This is a genomic window from Streptococcus sp. Marseille-Q8145 (genome assembly GCF_965112035.1).
Genome location: NZ_CBCOPQ010000002.1, coordinates 263,375 through 278,971 on the forward strand (window position 1 = coordinate 263,375; position 15,597 = coordinate 278,971).

Sequence of the window (15,597 nt, forward strand, 5' to 3'; positions counted from 1 at the left end):
GGTAAGATGTCCCCTATGCAAGCCAACATCCCTACTATCGAGTAGCAAATTAATGATAAACTGACAAGGAGATTCCATTATGAAACGTAGCAAACTTATTCTATTGACAGCCACTGCCTTGTGCTCTGCTTTCCTGCTTGCAGCCTGTAGCTCTAAGCCTTCCACGGAGGCTAGCAGTTTTACCTCTCAGAGCTCTAAGATCAGCAGTTCTAGCAAGTCTTCTACCAAACCATCAGCTAAGCAAAGTTCTGCTTCTAACTCCGTGACATCCTCTTCAACTCCTCAGACTTCTAGCGACCCGAGCATTTCCAGTCAAGCTGAGAAGTCCGTGGAAAACAAGACTTCAGCAGATTCGAACACGTCACCAACTCCAGCTACCCCAGTGACTCCAACAACTTCTGGTATGGATGTCAATGCTCTAGCAAATGGTGATTTCTCTAGCATTGCAGGTACTTGGCAAGACGATTTGGGCAACCAATTAGTATTTGATGCAAATGGCTTGGTGTCTCATACTTACAGAGGAAATGAATCAAGCGACTACATTTTGACAAATAGTCAAGTATATGAAGATAAGTTCGGAGCGTTTTTAACTCATAAATCAGGGAATGAAGTGGCCTCCTTCACAGCCATTCCTAAAGGAGCTCGTCTTTATGATACTGGAAGTGAAAATCCGAAAGAACGTATTTTAGTGGGGCAAGATTTTACTTACGCATCTCAACATCCCTACTATCGCGTAGCGAATTGATGTGTTGAATGATGAGAATCGTGGTGCGAGTGGCTTTCCGAGGTGCTCGCCATGCTGACAATATAAAAACAAGGAACAGAGTTGATTGCTGTTCTTTTTCTTTGCTTTATTGGGAAAGTTTGCTCGTAGGGCTGTTTTGGATTATTTTTTTGTAAAATGGCTCTTTCTTCTCCAAAAATTGGTACAATAAAAGAAAGCGTTTTAATCGAATGATGAGGTAGTAACGATGAAAATATCTTTAGAAGAAATTCAAAGAGTTGCCAACCAAGGTCCTTTCTATCCAGACTGGGACTCTCTTGCGACCTATCACGTTCCCCACTGGTTCAAAAGGGCTAAGTTTGGGATTTTTATCCACTGGGGACTTTACAGCCTTCCTGCCTTTGGGAGCGAGTGGTACTCTCGAAATATGTACATCCAGGGTACGGCAGAATTTGACCACCATATCAAAACTTACGGACCTCACAAAGATTTCGGTTACAAGGATTTTATCCCACTCTTTACTGCCGAAAATTTTCGTGCAGACGAATGGCTGCGCCTCTTTAAAGAAGCGGGAGCCCAATATATGTTTCCAGTGGCGGAGCATCACGACGGCTTCCAGCTTTATGCCAGTCAGCTATCTCCTTTTAATAGTGTAGAAATGGGTCCAAAGCGTGATATCTTGGGGGAATTGAGTCAGGCAGCTCAAAGGGAGCAAGTACATTTTTGTACCTCTTCCCATCGGGCGGAGCATCACTTTTTCTTTTCACATGGAAAGGAGTTTGCTAGTGACATTGCTAGCGAAGTCGGTCGCGAGGAACTCTATTGGCCGGCTATGCCAGAGCCAGACCACCATGATTTGTTTGGTCAGCCTTATCCAAGTCAGGAATTTCTAGATGATTGGCTCCTGCGCACCTGTGAGCTGGTTCGAGATTACCAGCCTGAGATTTTGTATTTTGACTGGTGGATTCAGCATGCAGCTTTTAAAGAGTATATAAAGCTTTTTGCGGCCTATTATTATAATTTAGGAGCAGCTTCTGGGAAGCCGACTAGCATCTGCTACAAGCATGATGCGCTGGCTTTTGGTGCGGGGATTGTGGAAGTGGAACGCGGCGGTTTTGCAGAGATCCAGCCTTTCACTTGGCAGACGGATACGGCTATCGCGCGAAATTCTTGGGGCTACACAGAGAACCTTGACTATAAGTCAGCTAAAGAAATCATCCAGACCTTGATTGATGTTGTGTCCAAAAATGGGAATTTGTTGCTGAATATCGGGCCAAAAGGAGACGGGACGATTCCAGAAAAAGATCAAGAAATCTTGAGAGAAATCGGGGCTTGGCTCCAAGTGAACGGTCAAGCGATCTATGATTCACGCGCGTGGAGGCAATTTGGAGAAGGTCCGACACAAGTAGATAGTGGGCCATTTTCGGATGGAAAAAACATCCCGTATACAAACCAGGATTTCCGTTTCACGGCCAAGGGCGGAGCAGTGTATGCCTTTCTGATGGAGCCTGCAGCAAATCAGTGGCTGACGATTCAGGCCTTGGCTGACGAAAGAGAAAATCCCGCTTCTCGCTTTCATGGTATCATAGAAGAGGTATCCTTACTAGGCTATGAGGAACCGCTTGAATGGGAGCAAACACCTCAAGGTTTGCGTCTCTTCATGCCGAGTGTGGCAGCCGACTTACCCTTGGTAGTGAAAGTCCAACTGCGTTAAATCTAGACGAAAAAATGAGGCTGGGACAAAAGTCCTAGCCTCTCAATTGTCTTTGGATTATCGAGCAAGACGCAGTGGTTGAGTGGGCTCTACTAAGCTGATTTCATCAGCTTTTACAGCCCTACTCAACTGTGCGGAGGTGGGACGACGAAATCGAATTCTAACGAATGACCGATTTCTGTCCCACTCTCATTTTACTTACTTAGTGATTTTAAATTTTCATAAAAGAGTGCTCGAGCTGTTGTGATGTAAGGATAGGCCACGACCCCAGCGATTCCCAGAGTAATACCAATCAAGATATACCAGCCGATAAAGCTCAGATCCAGCAAGAAACGTTTCCACTTATAGCCTTTCATCATGCGTCTGCTTTGCACAAGAACTTGCCAGGGCCCTTGGTAGGTGCCTGTAGTTAGCTGATCATAAAGGATGAAGTCGGTCTGAGAGTAGGCGTAGTTGGCCATAAGGAAGACTGCCGTACCAGCTAAGACAATGAGAGTGCCGAGAAACATCATGGGAGCATAGCTGACGATTTGCTCCGCCTCAGGACTAGTAGCTGTCAATTGGGACCAATCGGATATCTTTCCATAAATAGCTAGCACCTTGTAACTGCTAAAAATAAGGAAAAATGAACCGACAAGGCTGATAGAATTCCACAATAAGAGAAGAATACTCTTAGTCAACTGTGTGATAAAAATCGGTGAGAAAAGCTCGGCAGAAAAGATTCGGCCAATATCTGCAAAGCCAACTGTATCGCGTTTTTTCCGGACGACTTCCATCATGCTGAAGCTAGCCGATAAAAAGAGCAGGGCGATCATAAATTCTACGATTTGTGGGAAAATTTGGCGACCAAAAATTACAACAAAGGCCTGATTGATCTCCAACTGGGGAATAATCTCCTCCAGATGGCGGTTGGGAGACAGATAGGTAGATAAAATGGTTACCAGAGTTGGAATGGCAAAGAGCGAGTAAATGCCGTTGGTTTGATTTCGGATAGTGCGTGCCTGGGCACGGATTTCGCTTAAATTCATACAGACCTCCATTTCATGATTTTTATTATACCACATATCGTGACAGACAAGACTTTTTTTGGTAAAATCATACGGTATCTTATGAGCGCCTGTCGCTTATTTTCTGTCGCTTATTTTATAGAAGAAAATAGCTGGGACTGTCTTTCCCAGCAGGAGGAAACATGTCAGATTCACCGATTCAGTATCGTTTGATCAAAAAAGAAAAGCACACAGGTGCTCGTTTGGGGGAGATTATCACGCCCCACGGAACCTTCCCAACGCCTATGTTTATGCCGGTCGGCACTCAGGCTACGGTCAAGACCCAGTCACCAGAAGAGCTCAAGCAAATGGGTTCGGGTATCATCTTGGCCAATACCTACCACCTCTGGTTGCGGCCGGGCGATGAACTGATTGCCCGTGCAGGTGGCCTGCACAAGTTCATGAACTGGGACCAACCTATTCTGACCGATAGTGGTGGCTTTCAGGTTTATTCTCTAGCGGATAGCCGCAACATCACAGAAGAAGGAGTGACTTTTAAGAACCACCTTAATGGTTCCAAGATGTTCCTGTCGCCAGAAAAGGCTATCTCCATCCAGAACAACTTAGGTAGCGACATCATGATGTCCTTTGATGAGTGCCCGCAGTTCTACCAGCCTTATAACTATGTCAAGAAGTCCATTGAGCGGACTAGCCGTTGGGCAGAGCGCGGACTCAAGGCCCACACTCGTCCACACGATCAAGGTCTCTTTGGGATTGTTCAGGGAGCTGGCTTTGAAGATTTGCGCCGCCAGTCTGCTCAAGATTTGGTCAGCATGGATTTCCCAGGCTACTCTATCGGAGGACTGGCTGTTGGTGAGTCTCATGAGGAAATGAATGCGGTACTGGACTTCACAACGCCTTTGCTGCCTGAAAACAAGCCTCGCTATCTCATGGGAGTTGGGGCGCCAGATAGCTTGATTGACGGTGTTATCCGTGGCGTTGATATGTTTGACTGCGTCCTGCCGACTCGGATTGCCCGAAACGGCACCTGCATGACCAGCGAGGGACGTCTGGTTGTCAAAAATGCCCAGTTTGAGGAAGATTTCACGCCACTGGATCACGACTGTGATTGCTACACTTGTACAAACTACACGCGGGCCTATATCCGCCACCTGCTCAAGGCTGATGAAACCTTTGGCCTCCGCTTGACCAGTTACCACAATCTTTACTTCTTGGTAAACCTTATGAAGAAAGTTCGCCAAGCTATTATGGATGATAACTTGTTAGAATTCCGTGAAGATTTTATGGAACGCTACGGCTATAATCGATCCAATCGAAATTTCTAAAAGCTCCATTTGAAAGGAGAGTCCATGTCTGATGAAGGAAAATTGTTGGAAAGCTTGGTAGACTACCTGTCGGATGGTCAAAAGTATGTTTTGCGGATTTTCTCGTTAGCTAAACTGGAAGGGGCTTTAGGATAGATAAAATGAGCGATGGACTTGGAAAATAAAATTCCAGGTCTTTTGTTTTTGGCTTATTTTTTGGTAAAATAGATTTTATAGCAATGTGGCTAAATGTAGCAATTCACAGAAGATTTGCCTTACTTGCCTCAGCAGTGTTCCAGGCTTGCGAGAGTTAGCCGGTCTGTGGCAATAGTGAAAAGGATTTTGGAGAAATATGCGTATCAAATGGTTTTCAATGGTTCGAGTGACAGGCTTATTGCTGGTTCTCTTGTATCACTTTTTTCAAAAATTATTTCCCGGGGGCTTTCTCGGAGTTGATGTCTTTTTTACTTTTTCAGGTTTTCTGATTACAGCGCTCTTGATTGATGAGTTTTCTCAGAGTAAAAAAATAGAGCTCCTAGACTTCTTTCGACGACGTTTTTATCGGATTGTACCGCCTGTTATCGTCATGGTATTGGTGGTTATGCCCTTTACCTTTTTGATTCGACGGGATTTTGTAGCTGGTATCGGGACGCAGATTGCGGCTGTCATGGGCTTTGTGACCAATTTTTATGAAATGATGACGGGTGGAAGCTACGAGGCTCAGTTTATTCCACATTTATTTGTTCATAACTGGAGTCTGGCTGTAGAGGTTCATTATTATCTACTTTGGGGGCTGGCTGTCTGGTATTTGGCTAAATATTGTAAAACAGCTGGTCAGCTGAGGGGCAGTATCTTTTTGCTATCTTCCTTGGGCTTGCTGATCAGCTTTCTCAGTATGTTTATTGGTGCCTTTTTAGGACTCGGTTTTTCGGGACTTTATTTCTTGACCTGGACTCACATTTATCCCTTCTTTATCGGTAGTATTCTAGCGACCCTGACCGGTATCAAGCAGCCGATAGGCCTGCTAAAGAAAGTGATTCGCTCCTGGTCTTTGCGAGAAGCTTGTCTAGTTTTTGCGGCGGGAGCGGGTCTCTTAGTCATGATGATGCTTTGGGTCAAGTTTGATTCGCTTTTTACTTATTTGTTTGGTTTTCTTTTGGCTAGTTTGTCAGCAGCGGTCATGATATTAGCTACGCGGGTCTTGCATGAGAAAACCCCAGACCTCAAAGAACCGCTAATTTTAACAGTGATTGCTGATACCAGTTATGGGCTCTATCTTTTCCACTGGCCTTTCTACACAATTTTTTCACAGCTGATGGGCAATTTGCCTGCGGTAATGTTAACAAGCCTCCTTTCTATTACTTTTGCTGGTCTATCCTTTTATGTTATTGAGCCAATTATTGCTGGGAAATCTCCTGTTTTTCTCAGCTGGGACTTGAATTTTCCGAAATTGAAAAAGGCCTTGACAATGAGTTCTGTAGTTTTGCTTCTTATCAGCCTGCTATCTATTGGACTCGCCCCAAAGATTGGAGCATTTGAGACAGATATGTTAGTTAATGGGCTTTATCAGGTAGACACCAAGCTAAATCAGACTAAAAGTCTTGCAGAAAAAGGAGAAGCGAGTAAGTATAATATTGCAGACGGTGTGACGATTATTGGTGATTCTGTCACATTAAGGGCTAGTACCCCGCTAAAGGAAGTCCTGCCAGATGCACAAGTTGATGCTCAAGGTAGTCGTAACACAGCTCAGGCACGCGAAATTATGAGCAATAATGCAGCAGCTGGTGGATTGCTCAAGACAGTCGTGATAGCAACTGGTGTTAATATTGTCTTTAACTACGAAGAAGAACTGAATGAGTTGGTTGAGGCCTTACCAAAGGGACACCGGCTTATTCTGGTAACTCCTTATGATGGTAATTCAGACAAATATGATAATCCTGTCGCCGAGAAACATGCGCAGTATGCTAGAGAGTTAGCCAAGAAATATGCTTACGTTACTATTGCCGACTGGAATGCCACTGCCAAGCAACACCCAGAAATCTGGGTGGGTAGTGATAATATCCATTTTGGAGAAGATGCAGACACGATTGCTGCAGGTGGTCGACTCTATGCGCAGGAAATTAAAGAGGCTGTTGCAAAAGTAGCAGATGGTCCTGTAAAGCACAAGTAAATCCTTGATGCATGGGGACGTTATCTTTTTCGTTAAAACAACTGCGCAAAACTTCTTTGGTTAAGCATGGAAGGGTTAGTTCGTCTTTTTATTAAGCGATTCTATCTATATATATATCAAGAAAAAATGATTTGTAAATGTCAAGCCTCATTTGAAATGAGGCTTAGTTTTTTTGTGTTGATACCTACGACCAATTAGGATTGCTGTTTTTAATCTATTGCTTTTTTACAAGATGATAAAAATCAATAAGAAAAAGGAGCGCTTTCAAGTAAAAAAATAAAAAAACTTACTCAAATCCCTTGCAATGCTTGGTTCTTTGTGTTAAGATACTATGGTGCTGTGAAAAACAGCGTGTAGCTTTGATGCAAGAGGTTGCGACACGCTCGGTTGCATTGCCACGCAATCGCCTGTCGGTTTTCTTGTGGAGCTAGCCTATTATCTTAAATAGACGAAAAAAGGAGAAAAAGATGGCAAACAAAAAAATCCGCATCCGTTTGAAAGCTTACGAACATCGTACACTTGACACAGCGGCTGCAAAAATCGTAGAAACTGCTGCACGTACAGGTGCTGAAGTTGCGGGACCAATCCCACTTCCAACTGAACGTAGCCTCTACACAATCATTCGTGCGACTCACAAATACAAAGATTCTCGCGAACAATTTGAAATGCGTACTCACAAACGCTTGATCGACATCATCAACCCAACTCAAAAAACAGTTGACGCTTTGATGAAGTTGGACCTTCCAAGTGGTGTGAACGTAGAAATCAAACTTTAATCTAAAGCTTGGTATCTTGAGCATGAAAAACGCTCGTTAAAAACTTTTTGAAAAAAATTATAGAAAAGGAAACATTTTCTCATGACAAAAGGAATCTTAGGGAAAAAAGTGGGAATGACTCAAATCTTCACTGAAGCTGGCGAATTAATCCCTGTAACTGTTGTTGAAGCAACTCCAAACGTTGTTCTTCAAGTGAAAACAGTTGAAACAGACGGTTACAACGCAGTTCAAGTTGGTTTTGATGACCTTCGTGATGTATTGAGCAACAAACCTGCTAAAGGACATGTAGCGAAAGCTAACACGGCTCCTAAGCGCTTCATTCGTGAATTCAAAAACATTGAAGGCTTGGAAGTTGGTGCGGAAATCACAGTTGATACATTCGAAGCTGGTGATGTTGTTGATGTAACAGGAACTTCAAAAGGTAAAGGTTTCCAAGGTGTAATCAAACGCCACGGCCAATCTCGTGGTCCAATGGCTCACGGTTCACGTTACCACCGTCGTCCTGGTTCAATGGGACCAGTTGCGCCAAACCGTGTTTTCAAAAACAAACACTTGGCTGGACGTATGGGTGGCAACCGTGTAACGATTCAAAACCTTGAAATCGTACAAGTTGTTCCAGAGAAAAACGTTATCTTGATCAAAGGAAACGTACCTGGTGCTAAGAAATCTCTTATCACTATCAAATCAGCAGTTAAAGCTGGTAAATAATAAAGAAAGGGGAAATCAGTCACAATGGCAAACGTAAAATTATTTGACCAAACTGGTAAAGAAGCTGGTGAAGTAGTTCTTAACGACGCAATCTTTGGTATTGAACCAAACGAATCAGTTGTCTTCGACGTGATCATCAGCCAACGCGCTAGCCTCCGTCAAGGAACTCACGCTGTTAAAAACCGTTCTGCAGTATCAGGCGGCGGACGCAAACCATGGCGTCAAAAAGGAACTGGACGTGCTCGTCAAGGTTCTATCCGCTCTCCACAATGGCGTGGTGGTGGTATCGTCTTCGGTCCAACTCCTCGTTCATATGCCTACAAACTTCCACAAAAAGTTCGCAGATTAGCATTGAAATCAGTTTACTCTGAAAAAGTTGCTGAAAACAAATTCGTAGCTGTAGACAGCCTTTCATTTACAGCTCCAAAAACTGCTGAGTTTGCAAAAGTGCTTGCAGCATTAAGCATTGACACAAAAGTACTTGTTATTCTTGAAGAAGGAAATGAATTTGCTGCACTTTCAGCACGTAACCTTCCAAATGTTAAAGTTGCAACAGCAACAACAGCAAGTGTTCTTGACATCGCAAACAGCGACAAACTTCTTGTTACTCAAGCAGCTATCTCTAAAATTGAGGAGGTTCTTGCATAATGAATTTGTATGACGTTATCAAAAAGCCTGTCATCACTGAAAGCTCAATGGCTCAGCTTGAAGCAGGCAAATACGTATTTGAAGTAGACACTCGCGCTCACAAACTTTTGATCAAGCAAGCTGTTGAAGCTGCTTTTGAAGGAGTTAAAGTTGCTAATGTCAACACTATCAACGTAAAACCTAAAGCAAAACGCGTTGGACGTTACACTGGTTTTACTAACAAAACTAAAAAAGCTATCATCACTCTGACAGCAGATTCAAAAGCAATCGAGTTGTTCGGAGCTGCTGAAGCAGAATAATCTAAGGAGGAAATATCGTGGGAATTCGTGTTTATAAACCAACAACAAACGGTCGCCGTAATATGACTTCTTTGGATTTCGCTGAAATCACTACTAGCACTCCAGAAAAATCTTTGCTCGTTTCTCTTAAGAGCAAAGCTGGTCGTAACAACAACGGACGCATCACTGTTCGTCACCAAGGTGGCGGTCACAAACGTCACTACCGTTTGATTGACTTCAAACGTAACAAAGATGCTGTTGAAGCAGTAGTTAAAACTATCGAGTACGATCCAAACCGTTCAGCAAACATCGCTTTGGTTCACTATACTGACGGTGTGAAGGCATACATCATCGCTCCTAAAGGTCTTGAAGTAGGTCAACGTATTGTTTCAGGTCCTGAAGCAGATATCAAAGTCGGTAACGCACTTCCACTTGCTAACATCCCAGTTGGTACTTTGGTTCACAACATTGAGTTGAAACCAGGTCGTGGTGGTGAATTGGTTCGTGCCGCTGGAGCTTCTGCTCAAGTATTGGGTCAAGAAGGTAAATACACTCTTGTTCGCCTTCAATCAGGCGAAGTTCGTATGATCCTTGGCACTTGCCGTGCTACAGTTGGTGTTGTCGGAAATGAACAACATGGCTTGGTTAACCTTGGTAAAGCAGGTCGTAGCCGTTGGAAAGGTATCCGTCCAACAGTTCGCGGTTCTGTAATGAACCCTAACGATCACCCACACGGTGGTGGTGAAGGTAAAGCACCAGTTGGTCGTAAAGCGCCATCTACTCCATGGGGCAAACCTGCTCTTGGTCTTAAAACTCGTAACAAGAAAGCGAAATCTGACAAACTTATCGTTCGTCGTCGCAACGAGAAATAATCTAAAACAATCTATCCGCCAGCTCGGTAGCGCTGCCTAGCAGCGCAGGCCGCTGTGGTACTTATTTTAAAGGAGAAAACATAAAAATGGGACGCAGTCTTAAAAAAGGACCTTTCGTCGATGAGCATTTGATGAAAAAAGTTGAAGCTCAAGCTAACGACGAAAAGAAAAAAGTTATCAAAACTTGGTCACGTCGTTCAACGATTTTCCCAAGTTTCATCGGTTACACAATCGCAGTCTATGACGGACGTAAACACGTGCCTGTTTACATCCAAGAAGACATGGTAGGTCACAAACTTGGTGAATTTGCACCAACTCGTACTTACAAAGGTCACGCTGCAGACGACAAGAAAACACGTAGAAAATAAGGAGAACATAAATGGCAGAAATTACTTCAGCTAAAGCAATGGCTCGTACAGTGCGTGTTTCACCTCGTAAAACTCGTCTAGTTCTTGACAATATCCGTGGTAAAAACGTCGCTGACGCAATCGCAATCTTGAAATTCACTCCAAACAAAGCTGCTGGCATTATCGAAAAAGTATTGATCTCTGCAATCGCTAATGCTGAAAACAACTTTGGTTTGGAAAAAGCTAACTTGGTAGTATCTGAAGCTTTCGCAAACGAAGGACCAACTATGAAACGTTTCCGTCCACGCGCTAAAGGTTCAGCTTCACCAATCAACAAACGCACAAGCCACATCACTGTGGTTGTTGCAGAAAAATAAGGAGGTAACATCGTGGGTCAAAAAGTACATCCAATTGGTATGCGTGTCGGCATCATCCGTGATTGGGATGCCAAATGGTATGCTGAAAAAGAATACGCGGATTACCTTCATGAAGATCTTGCAATCCGTAAATTCGTTCAAAAAGAATTGGCTGACGCAGCTGTTTCAACTATTGAAATCGAACGCGCAGTAAACAAAGTTAACGTTTCACTTCACACTGCTAAACCAGGTATGGTTATCGGTAAAGGTGGAGCTAATGTTGATGCACTTCGTGCAAAACTTAACAAATTAACTGGAAAACAAGTACACATCAACATCATCGAGATCAAATCTCCAGATTTGGATGCTCACCTTGTTGGTGAAGGAATTGCTCGTCAATTGGAGCAACGTGTTGCTTTCCGTCGTGCTCAAAAACAAGCAATCCAACGTGCAATGCGTGCAGGAGCTAAAGGAATCAAAACTCAAGTATCAGGTCGTTTGAACGGTGCAGATATCGCTCGTAGCGAAGGATACTCTGAAGGAACTGTTCCACTTCACACCCTTCGTGCGGATATCGATTACGCTTGGGAAGAAGCTGATACTACTTACGGTAAACTTGGTGTTAAAGTATGGATCTACCGTGGTGAAGTTCTTCCAGCTCGTAAAAACACTAAAGGAGGTAAATAACCAATGTTAGTACCTAAACGTGTTAAACACCGTCGCGAATTCCGCGGAAAAATGCGTGGTGAAGCTAAAGGTGGTAAAGAAGTAACTTTTGGAGAATATGGTCTTCAAGCAACTACTAGCCACTGGATCACTAACCGTCAAATCGAAGCTGCCCGTATCGCTATGACTCGTTACATGAAACGTGGTGGTAAAGTTTGGATCAAAATCTTCCCACACAAATCATACACTGCAAAAGCAATCGGTGTACGGATGGGATCTGGTAAAGGGGCTCCAGAAGGTTGGGTAGCACCAGTTAAACGTGGTAAAGTGATGTTTGAAATCGCTGGCGTATCAGAAGAAATCGCTCGTGAAGCTCTTCGTCTTGCAAGCCACAAATTGCCAGTTAAATGTAAATTCGTAAAGCGTGAAGCAGAATAAGGAGAAAGCATGAAACTTAAAGAAATTCAAGATTTTGTTAAAGAACTTCGTGGTCTTTCTCAAGAAGAACTCGCGAAGCGTGAAAATGAATTGAAGAAAGAATTGTTTGACCTTCGTTTCCAAGCCGCTACTGGTCAATTGGAGCAGACAGCGCGTTTGAAAGAAGTGAAAAAACAAATCGCACGTATCAAAACTGTTCAATCAGAAGTTAAATAATAGACTTGGGAAAGGAGAAATTCTAAAATGGAACGTAATCAACGTAAAACCCTCGTCGGACGCGTCGTTTCTGACAAGATGGATAAGACAATCACAGTTGTAGTTGAAACAAAACGTAACCACCCAGTCTATGGTAAGCGTATTAACTACTCTAAGAAGTACAAAGCACATGATGAAAACAATGTTGCCAAAGAAGGCGATATCGTTCGTATCATGGAAACTCGTCCGCTTTCAGCTACAAAACGCTTCCGTCTTGTAGAAGTTGTTGAAGAAGCGGTTATCATCTAATCAAACCAGAAAGGAGAAAACTTAAATGATTCAAACAGAAACTCGTTTGAAAGTTGCTGACAACAGCGGTGCTCGCGAAATCCTGACAATCAAAGTTCTTGGTGGTTCAGGACGTAAGTTCGCCAACATCGGTGATGTCATCGTTGCATCTGTAAAACAAGCTACTCCTGGTGGTGCGGTTAAAAAAGGTGACGTTGTAAAAGCGGTTATCGTTCGTACTAAATCAGGTGCTCGTCGTAAAGATGGTTCATACATCAAATTCGACGAAAACGCTGCAGTCATCATCCGTGAAGACAAAACTCCTCGCGGAACTCGTATCTTCGGCCCAGTTGCTCGCGAATTGCGTGACGGCGGCTTCATGAAGATCGTATCATTGGCTCCAGAAGTACTTTAATCTAAAATCAAACAAGTCCCCTGGAAGTTTTCCAGGGTGCCCTCATGGGCGTAAGAAATTAAAGGAGAAACCTAATAATGTTTGTAAAAAAAGGCGACAAAGTTCGCGTAATTGCTGGTAAGGACAAGGGTGTTGAAGCACTTGTTGTTGCAGCTCTTCCAAAAGTAAACAAAGTTGTTGTTGAAGGTGTTAACCTTGTTAAGAAGCACCAAAAACCAAATAGCGAAAACCCTCAAGGTGCTATCGTAGAAAAAGAAGCACCAATCCATGCGTCAAACGTTCAAGTTCTTGACAAGAATGGTGTTGCAGGACGCGTTGGTTACAAGTTTGTAGACGGCAAAAAAGTTCGTTACAACAAAAAATCAGGCGAAGTGCTTGACTAATCACGAAGGAAAGGAGAAGTATAATGGCAAATCGTTTAAAAGAAAAATATCTTAATGAAGTAGTACCTGCTTTGACTGAAAAGTTCAACTACTCATCTGTTATGGCTGTGCCAAAAGTGGATAAAATCGTTTTGAACATGGGTGTCGGTGATGCTGTATCAAACGCTAAAAACCTTGAAAAAGCTGCTGAAGAATTGGCTCTTATCTCAGGTCAAAAACCACTTATCACTAAAGCTAAAAAATCAATCGCCGGCTTCCGTCTTCGTGAAGGTGTAGCGATCGGTGCTAAAGTAACCCTTCGTGGCGAACGTATGTATGAGTTCTTGGATAAATTGGTTACTGTATCACTTCCACGTGTGCGTGACTTCCATGGTGTTCCAACAAAATCATTTGATGGACGCGGAAACTACACACTTGGTGTGAAAGAACAACTGATCTTCCCAGAAATCAACTTTGATGACGTTGATAAGACTCGCGGTCTTGATATCGTTATCGTAACAACTGCTAACACTGACGAAGAGTCACGTGCATTGCTTACAGGCCTTGGAATGCCTTTTGCAAAATAATATAGGAGGTAAAACAAATGGCTAAAAAATCAATGATTGCTAAGAACAAACGCCCAGCGAAGTTCTCTACGCAAGCTTATACTCGTTGTGAAAAATGTGGCCGTCCACATTCAGTTTACCGCAAGTTTAAACTTTGCCGTGTTTGCTTCCGTGAATTAGCATACAAAGGACAAATCCCAGGCGTTACCAAAGCATCTTGGTAATTCCAGCTTCCAATTCCGTCATGATTCTTCGTTATCGGCTTTTTCCTAACTTTAGTTATGCCTACTATGCCTACAAGCCGATGCCTAGACTCACTTAGGAATTGAAACCTAGGAACATATTCTGAGCCTAGCTCAATCATTAACTAGCAAGTGCAGCTTGCAAACTACTAGTAAGAGGAGAAATATAAAATGGTTATGACTGACCCAATTGCAGACTTTCTGACACGTATCCGTAATGCTAACCAAGCAAACCACGAAGTGCTTGAAGTGCCTGCATCAAACATCAAAAAAGGGATTGCTGAAATCCTGAAGCGTGAAGGTTTTGTAAAAAACGTTGAAATCATCGAAGATGACAAACAAGGCATCATCCGTGTATTCCTTAAGTACGGACAAAATGGTGAAAAAGTTATCACTGGTTTGAAACGTGTCTCAAAACCAGGTCTACGTGTTTACAAGAAACGCGAAGACCTTCCAAAAGTCTTGAACGGACTTGGAATTGCTATCCTTTCAACATCTGAAGGTTTGCTGACTGATAAAGAAGCACGCCAAAAGAACGTTGGTGGAGAAGTCATCGCTTACGTTTGGTAAAATCAAGATACAAAGAGCGTCATGGGCAATGTGAAAATAGGAAATCTGACAAAGAGTGTTAACACTCTAGGAAGATTTGTCTTTTTCACACAGACCATAGCTCGTGTTCAATTTAGCTGATTTACTGATCAGCTAAATAGAGAGTAAATTAGTTTAGGAGAAAAAGATGAAAGCTACTGAATTGAATGAAAAACTTATTGTTGCAGAAGACGCTTTGGCTGAATTGTCAAAAGATGACCTTGTATCTCTTTTATGTGAAATTGGTTATAGTCCTGCGGCTATTGATGTATTGACAGAATATCAGGAGTTTGTCAAAGCTTTTCGAAAGAAACTAGGTTTGCTCTAATCCGAATGCCCCCCGTGAAAACTGGTCGCTTGCGGCCTGACAATTTAACAGGAGAAAATAAACATGTCACGTATTGGTAATAAAGTTATCGTGTTGCCTGCTGGTGTTGAAATCACTAACAATGACAACGTTGTAACTGTAAAAGGACCTAAAGGAGAACTGACTCGTGAGTTCTCAAAAGATATTGAAATCCGTGTGGAAGGAACTGAAGTAACTCTTCACCGTCCAAACGATTCAAAAGAAATGAAAACAATCCACGGAACTACTCGTGCCCTTTTGAACAACATGGTTGTTGGCGTATCAGAAGGATTCAAGAAAGAACTTGAAATGCGTGGGGTTGGTTACCGTGCACAACTTCAAGGCTCAAAACTTGTCTTGGCTGTAGGTAAATCTCACCCAGACGAAGTTGAAGCTCCAGAAGGAATTACTTTTGAACTTCCAAACCCAACAACAATCGTTGTTAGCGGAATTTCAAAAGAAGCAGTTGGACAAACAGCTGCTTATGTACGTAGCCTTCGTGCACCAGAACCATATAAAGGTAAAGGTATCCGTTACGTTGGTGAATTCGTTCGCCGCAAAGAAGGTAAAACTGGTAAATAATATTG

General features: G+C 42.9%; 23 protein-coding genes. 22 read left to right on the forward strand and 1 reads right to left on the reverse strand.

The features are described 5' to 3' along the window. The first annotated feature begins 79 nt into the window (after positions 1–79). Together ACWPVL_RS04705 and ACWPVL_RS04710 are read left to right on the forward strand one after the other, a co-directional pair. Positions 80–745, forward strand: coding sequence for a DUF6287 domain-containing protein (locus ACWPVL_RS04705; RefSeq protein ID WP_454387247.1), 666 nt, complete (start codon positions 80–82; stop codon positions 743–745). A gap of 226 nt (positions 746–971) precedes the next feature. After that, positions 972–2,438 carry an alpha-L-fucosidase gene (locus ACWPVL_RS04710; RefSeq protein WP_454387249.1) on the forward strand — a complete coding sequence of 489 codons (1,467 nt, stop codon included), beginning with the start codon at positions 972–974 and terminating at the stop codon, positions 2,436–2,438. A gap of 194 nt (positions 2,439–2,632) precedes the next feature. On the opposite strand, the gene ACWPVL_RS04715 is transcribed toward ACWPVL_RS04710, so the two are convergent. Continuing rightward, the gene (locus ACWPVL_RS04715; RefSeq protein WP_454387251.1) at positions 2,633–3,466 is read right to left on the reverse strand and encodes a DUF975 family protein; all 834 of its coding nucleotides are present in this window, start codon (positions 3,464–3,466) and stop codon (positions 2,633–2,635) included. Positions 3,467–3,627: 161 nt separating this feature from the next. Between ACWPVL_RS04715 and tgt the strand changes: the two genes are divergently transcribed. The 20 genes from tgt (at position 3,628) to rplF (ending at position 15,592) form a co-directional block, all read left to right on the forward strand. Beyond that, positions 3,628–4,770: a tRNA guanosine(34) transglycosylase Tgt gene (gene tgt / locus ACWPVL_RS04720; RefSeq protein ID WP_454387253.1), complete on the forward strand. Its 1,143-nt coding sequence runs from the start codon at positions 3,628–3,630 to the stop codon at positions 4,768–4,770. Between the two features lie 331 nt (positions 4,771–5,101). Further along, complete coding sequence (locus ACWPVL_RS04725) at positions 5,102–6,919, forward strand: acyltransferase family protein (protein WP_454387255.1); 1,818 nt, start codon at positions 5,102–5,104, stop codon at positions 6,917–6,919. A gap of 467 nt (positions 6,920–7,386) precedes the next feature. After that, entirely contained in the window at positions 7,387–7,695 is a 309-nt protein-coding gene (gene rpsJ / locus ACWPVL_RS04730) for a 30S ribosomal protein S10 (RefSeq protein ID WP_005591304.1), read from the forward strand. A gap of 81 nt (positions 7,696–7,776) precedes the next feature. Continuing rightward, positions 7,777–8,403 (forward strand): 50S ribosomal protein L3, encoded by a 627-nt coding sequence (rplC, locus tag ACWPVL_RS04735; protein ID WP_045498245.1) that lies wholly within the window; start codon positions 7,777–7,779, stop codon positions 8,401–8,403. A gap of 24 nt (positions 8,404–8,427) precedes the next feature. Then, positions 8,428–9,051, forward strand: a complete 624-nt coding sequence (rplD, locus tag ACWPVL_RS04740) for a 50S ribosomal protein L4 (RefSeq protein ID WP_005591302.1) — start codon at positions 8,428–8,430, stop codon at positions 9,049–9,051. After that, positions 9,051–9,350 carry a 50S ribosomal protein L23 gene (locus tag ACWPVL_RS04745; protein ID WP_005591301.1) on the forward strand — a complete coding sequence of 100 codons (300 nt, stop codon included), beginning with the start codon at positions 9,051–9,053 and terminating at the stop codon, positions 9,348–9,350. Before rplD ends, ACWPVL_RS04745 begins: the two co-directional genes overlap by 1 nt. A gap of 17 nt (positions 9,351–9,367) precedes the next feature. Next, a complete protein-coding gene (gene rplB, locus ACWPVL_RS04750; RefSeq protein ID WP_002894482.1) occupies positions 9,368–10,201 on the forward strand; it encodes a 50S ribosomal protein L2 in 834 nt (277 codons plus the stop codon). An 86-nt stretch (positions 10,202–10,287) separates the two neighbouring features. Then, entirely contained in the window at positions 10,288–10,569 is a 282-nt protein-coding gene (gene rpsS, locus ACWPVL_RS04755; RefSeq protein ID WP_000533766.1) for a 30S ribosomal protein S19, read from the forward strand. An 11-nt stretch (positions 10,570–10,580) separates the two neighbouring features. Further along, positions 10,581–10,925 carry a 50S ribosomal protein L22 gene (gene rplV / locus ACWPVL_RS04760; protein ID WP_005591300.1) on the forward strand — a complete coding sequence of 115 codons (345 nt, stop codon included), beginning with the start codon at positions 10,581–10,583 and terminating at the stop codon, positions 10,923–10,925. A gap of 12 nt (positions 10,926–10,937) precedes the next feature. Further along, positions 10,938–11,591, forward strand: coding sequence for a 30S ribosomal protein S3 (rpsC, locus tag ACWPVL_RS04765; RefSeq protein WP_005591299.1), 654 nt, complete (start codon positions 10,938–10,940; stop codon positions 11,589–11,591). Between the two features lie 3 nt (positions 11,592–11,594). Further along, on the forward strand, positions 11,595–12,008 hold the full coding sequence (gene rplP, locus ACWPVL_RS04770) for a 50S ribosomal protein L16 (RefSeq protein WP_005591298.1): 414 nt from the start codon (positions 11,595–11,597) through the stop codon (positions 12,006–12,008). A gap of 9 nt (positions 12,009–12,017) precedes the next feature. Then, positions 12,018–12,224: a 50S ribosomal protein L29 gene (gene rpmC, locus ACWPVL_RS04775; protein ID WP_005591297.1), complete on the forward strand. Its 207-nt coding sequence runs from the start codon at positions 12,018–12,020 to the stop codon at positions 12,222–12,224. A 27-nt stretch (positions 12,225–12,251) separates the two neighbouring features. Beyond that, positions 12,252–12,512, forward strand: a complete 261-nt coding sequence (gene rpsQ / locus ACWPVL_RS04780) for a 30S ribosomal protein S17 (protein WP_002885836.1) — start codon at positions 12,252–12,254, stop codon at positions 12,510–12,512. Positions 12,513–12,537: 25 nt separating this feature from the next. Beyond that, positions 12,538–12,906 carry a 50S ribosomal protein L14 gene (gene rplN, locus ACWPVL_RS04785; RefSeq protein WP_002894494.1) on the forward strand — a complete coding sequence of 123 codons (369 nt, stop codon included), beginning with the start codon at positions 12,538–12,540 and terminating at the stop codon, positions 12,904–12,906. Between the two features lie 77 nt (positions 12,907–12,983). Then, on the forward strand, positions 12,984–13,289 hold the full coding sequence (gene rplX / locus ACWPVL_RS04790) for a 50S ribosomal protein L24 (RefSeq protein ID WP_005591295.1): 306 nt from the start codon (positions 12,984–12,986) through the stop codon (positions 13,287–13,289). A gap of 23 nt (positions 13,290–13,312) precedes the next feature. Continuing rightward, positions 13,313–13,855: a 50S ribosomal protein L5 gene (gene rplE / locus ACWPVL_RS04795; protein ID WP_005591294.1), complete on the forward strand. Its 543-nt coding sequence runs from the start codon at positions 13,313–13,315 to the stop codon at positions 13,853–13,855. Between the two features lie 17 nt (positions 13,856–13,872). After that, positions 13,873–14,058 (forward strand): type Z 30S ribosomal protein S14, encoded by a 186-nt coding sequence (locus ACWPVL_RS04800; protein WP_001085697.1) that lies wholly within the window; start codon positions 13,873–13,875, stop codon positions 14,056–14,058. A 189-nt stretch (positions 14,059–14,247) separates the two neighbouring features. Next, complete coding sequence (gene rpsH / locus ACWPVL_RS04805; protein WP_002899666.1) at positions 14,248–14,646, forward strand: 30S ribosomal protein S8; 399 nt, start codon at positions 14,248–14,250, stop codon at positions 14,644–14,646. A 166-nt stretch (positions 14,647–14,812) separates the two neighbouring features. Next, complete coding sequence (locus tag ACWPVL_RS04810) at positions 14,813–14,992, forward strand: hypothetical protein (RefSeq protein ID WP_000648250.1); 180 nt, start codon at positions 14,813–14,815, stop codon at positions 14,990–14,992. 63 nt (positions 14,993–15,055) lie between these two features. Next, positions 15,056–15,592, forward strand: a complete 537-nt coding sequence (gene rplF, locus ACWPVL_RS04815) for a 50S ribosomal protein L6 (RefSeq protein ID WP_005591293.1) — start codon at positions 15,056–15,058, stop codon at positions 15,590–15,592. Positions 15,593–15,597: the final 5 nt, after the last annotated feature.

Coding starts and splice junctions, on each gene's coding strand:
- ACWPVL_RS04705 (WP_454387247.1), top strand. CDS start 80: ATGAAACGTAGCAAACTTATTCTATTGACAGCCACTGCCTTGTGCTCT.
- ACWPVL_RS04710 (WP_454387249.1), top strand. CDS start 972: ATGAAAATATCTTTAGAAGAAATTCAAAGAGTTGCCAACCAAGGTCCT.
- ACWPVL_RS04715 (WP_454387251.1), bottom strand. CDS start 3,466: ATGAATTTAAGCGAAATCCGTGCCCAGGCACGCACTATCCGAAATCAA.
- tgt (WP_454387253.1), top strand. CDS start 3,628: ATGTCAGATTCACCGATTCAGTATCGTTTGATCAAAAAAGAAAAGCAC.
- ACWPVL_RS04725 (WP_454387255.1), top strand. CDS start 5,102: ATGCGTATCAAATGGTTTTCAATGGTTCGAGTGACAGGCTTATTGCTG.
- rpsJ (WP_005591304.1), top strand. CDS start 7,387: ATGGCAAACAAAAAAATCCGCATCCGTTTGAAAGCTTACGAACATCGT.
- rplC (WP_045498245.1), top strand. CDS start 7,777: ATGACAAAAGGAATCTTAGGGAAAAAAGTGGGAATGACTCAAATCTTC.
- rplD (WP_005591302.1), top strand. CDS start 8,428: ATGGCAAACGTAAAATTATTTGACCAAACTGGTAAAGAAGCTGGTGAA.
- ACWPVL_RS04745 (WP_005591301.1), top strand. CDS start 9,051: ATGAATTTGTATGACGTTATCAAAAAGCCTGTCATCACTGAAAGCTCA.
- rpsS (WP_000533766.1), top strand. CDS start 10,288: ATGGGACGCAGTCTTAAAAAAGGACCTTTCGTCGATGAGCATTTGATG.
- rplV (WP_005591300.1), top strand. CDS start 10,581: ATGGCAGAAATTACTTCAGCTAAAGCAATGGCTCGTACAGTGCGTGTT.
- rplP (WP_005591298.1), top strand. CDS start 11,595: ATGTTAGTACCTAAACGTGTTAAACACCGTCGCGAATTCCGCGGAAAA.
- rpmC (WP_005591297.1), top strand. CDS start 12,018: ATGAAACTTAAAGAAATTCAAGATTTTGTTAAAGAACTTCGTGGTCTT.
- rpsQ (WP_002885836.1), top strand. CDS start 12,252: ATGGAACGTAATCAACGTAAAACCCTCGTCGGACGCGTCGTTTCTGAC.
- rplN (WP_002894494.1), top strand. CDS start 12,538: ATGATTCAAACAGAAACTCGTTTGAAAGTTGCTGACAACAGCGGTGCT.
- rplX (WP_005591295.1), top strand. CDS start 12,984: ATGTTTGTAAAAAAAGGCGACAAAGTTCGCGTAATTGCTGGTAAGGAC.
- rplE (WP_005591294.1), top strand. CDS start 13,313: ATGGCAAATCGTTTAAAAGAAAAATATCTTAATGAAGTAGTACCTGCT.
- ACWPVL_RS04800 (WP_001085697.1), top strand. CDS start 13,873: ATGGCTAAAAAATCAATGATTGCTAAGAACAAACGCCCAGCGAAGTTC.
- rpsH (WP_002899666.1), top strand. CDS start 14,248: ATGGTTATGACTGACCCAATTGCAGACTTTCTGACACGTATCCGTAAT.
- ACWPVL_RS04810 (WP_000648250.1), top strand. CDS start 14,813: ATGAAAGCTACTGAATTGAATGAAAAACTTATTGTTGCAGAAGACGCT.
- rplF (WP_005591293.1), top strand. CDS start 15,056: ATGTCACGTATTGGTAATAAAGTTATCGTGTTGCCTGCTGGTGTTGAA.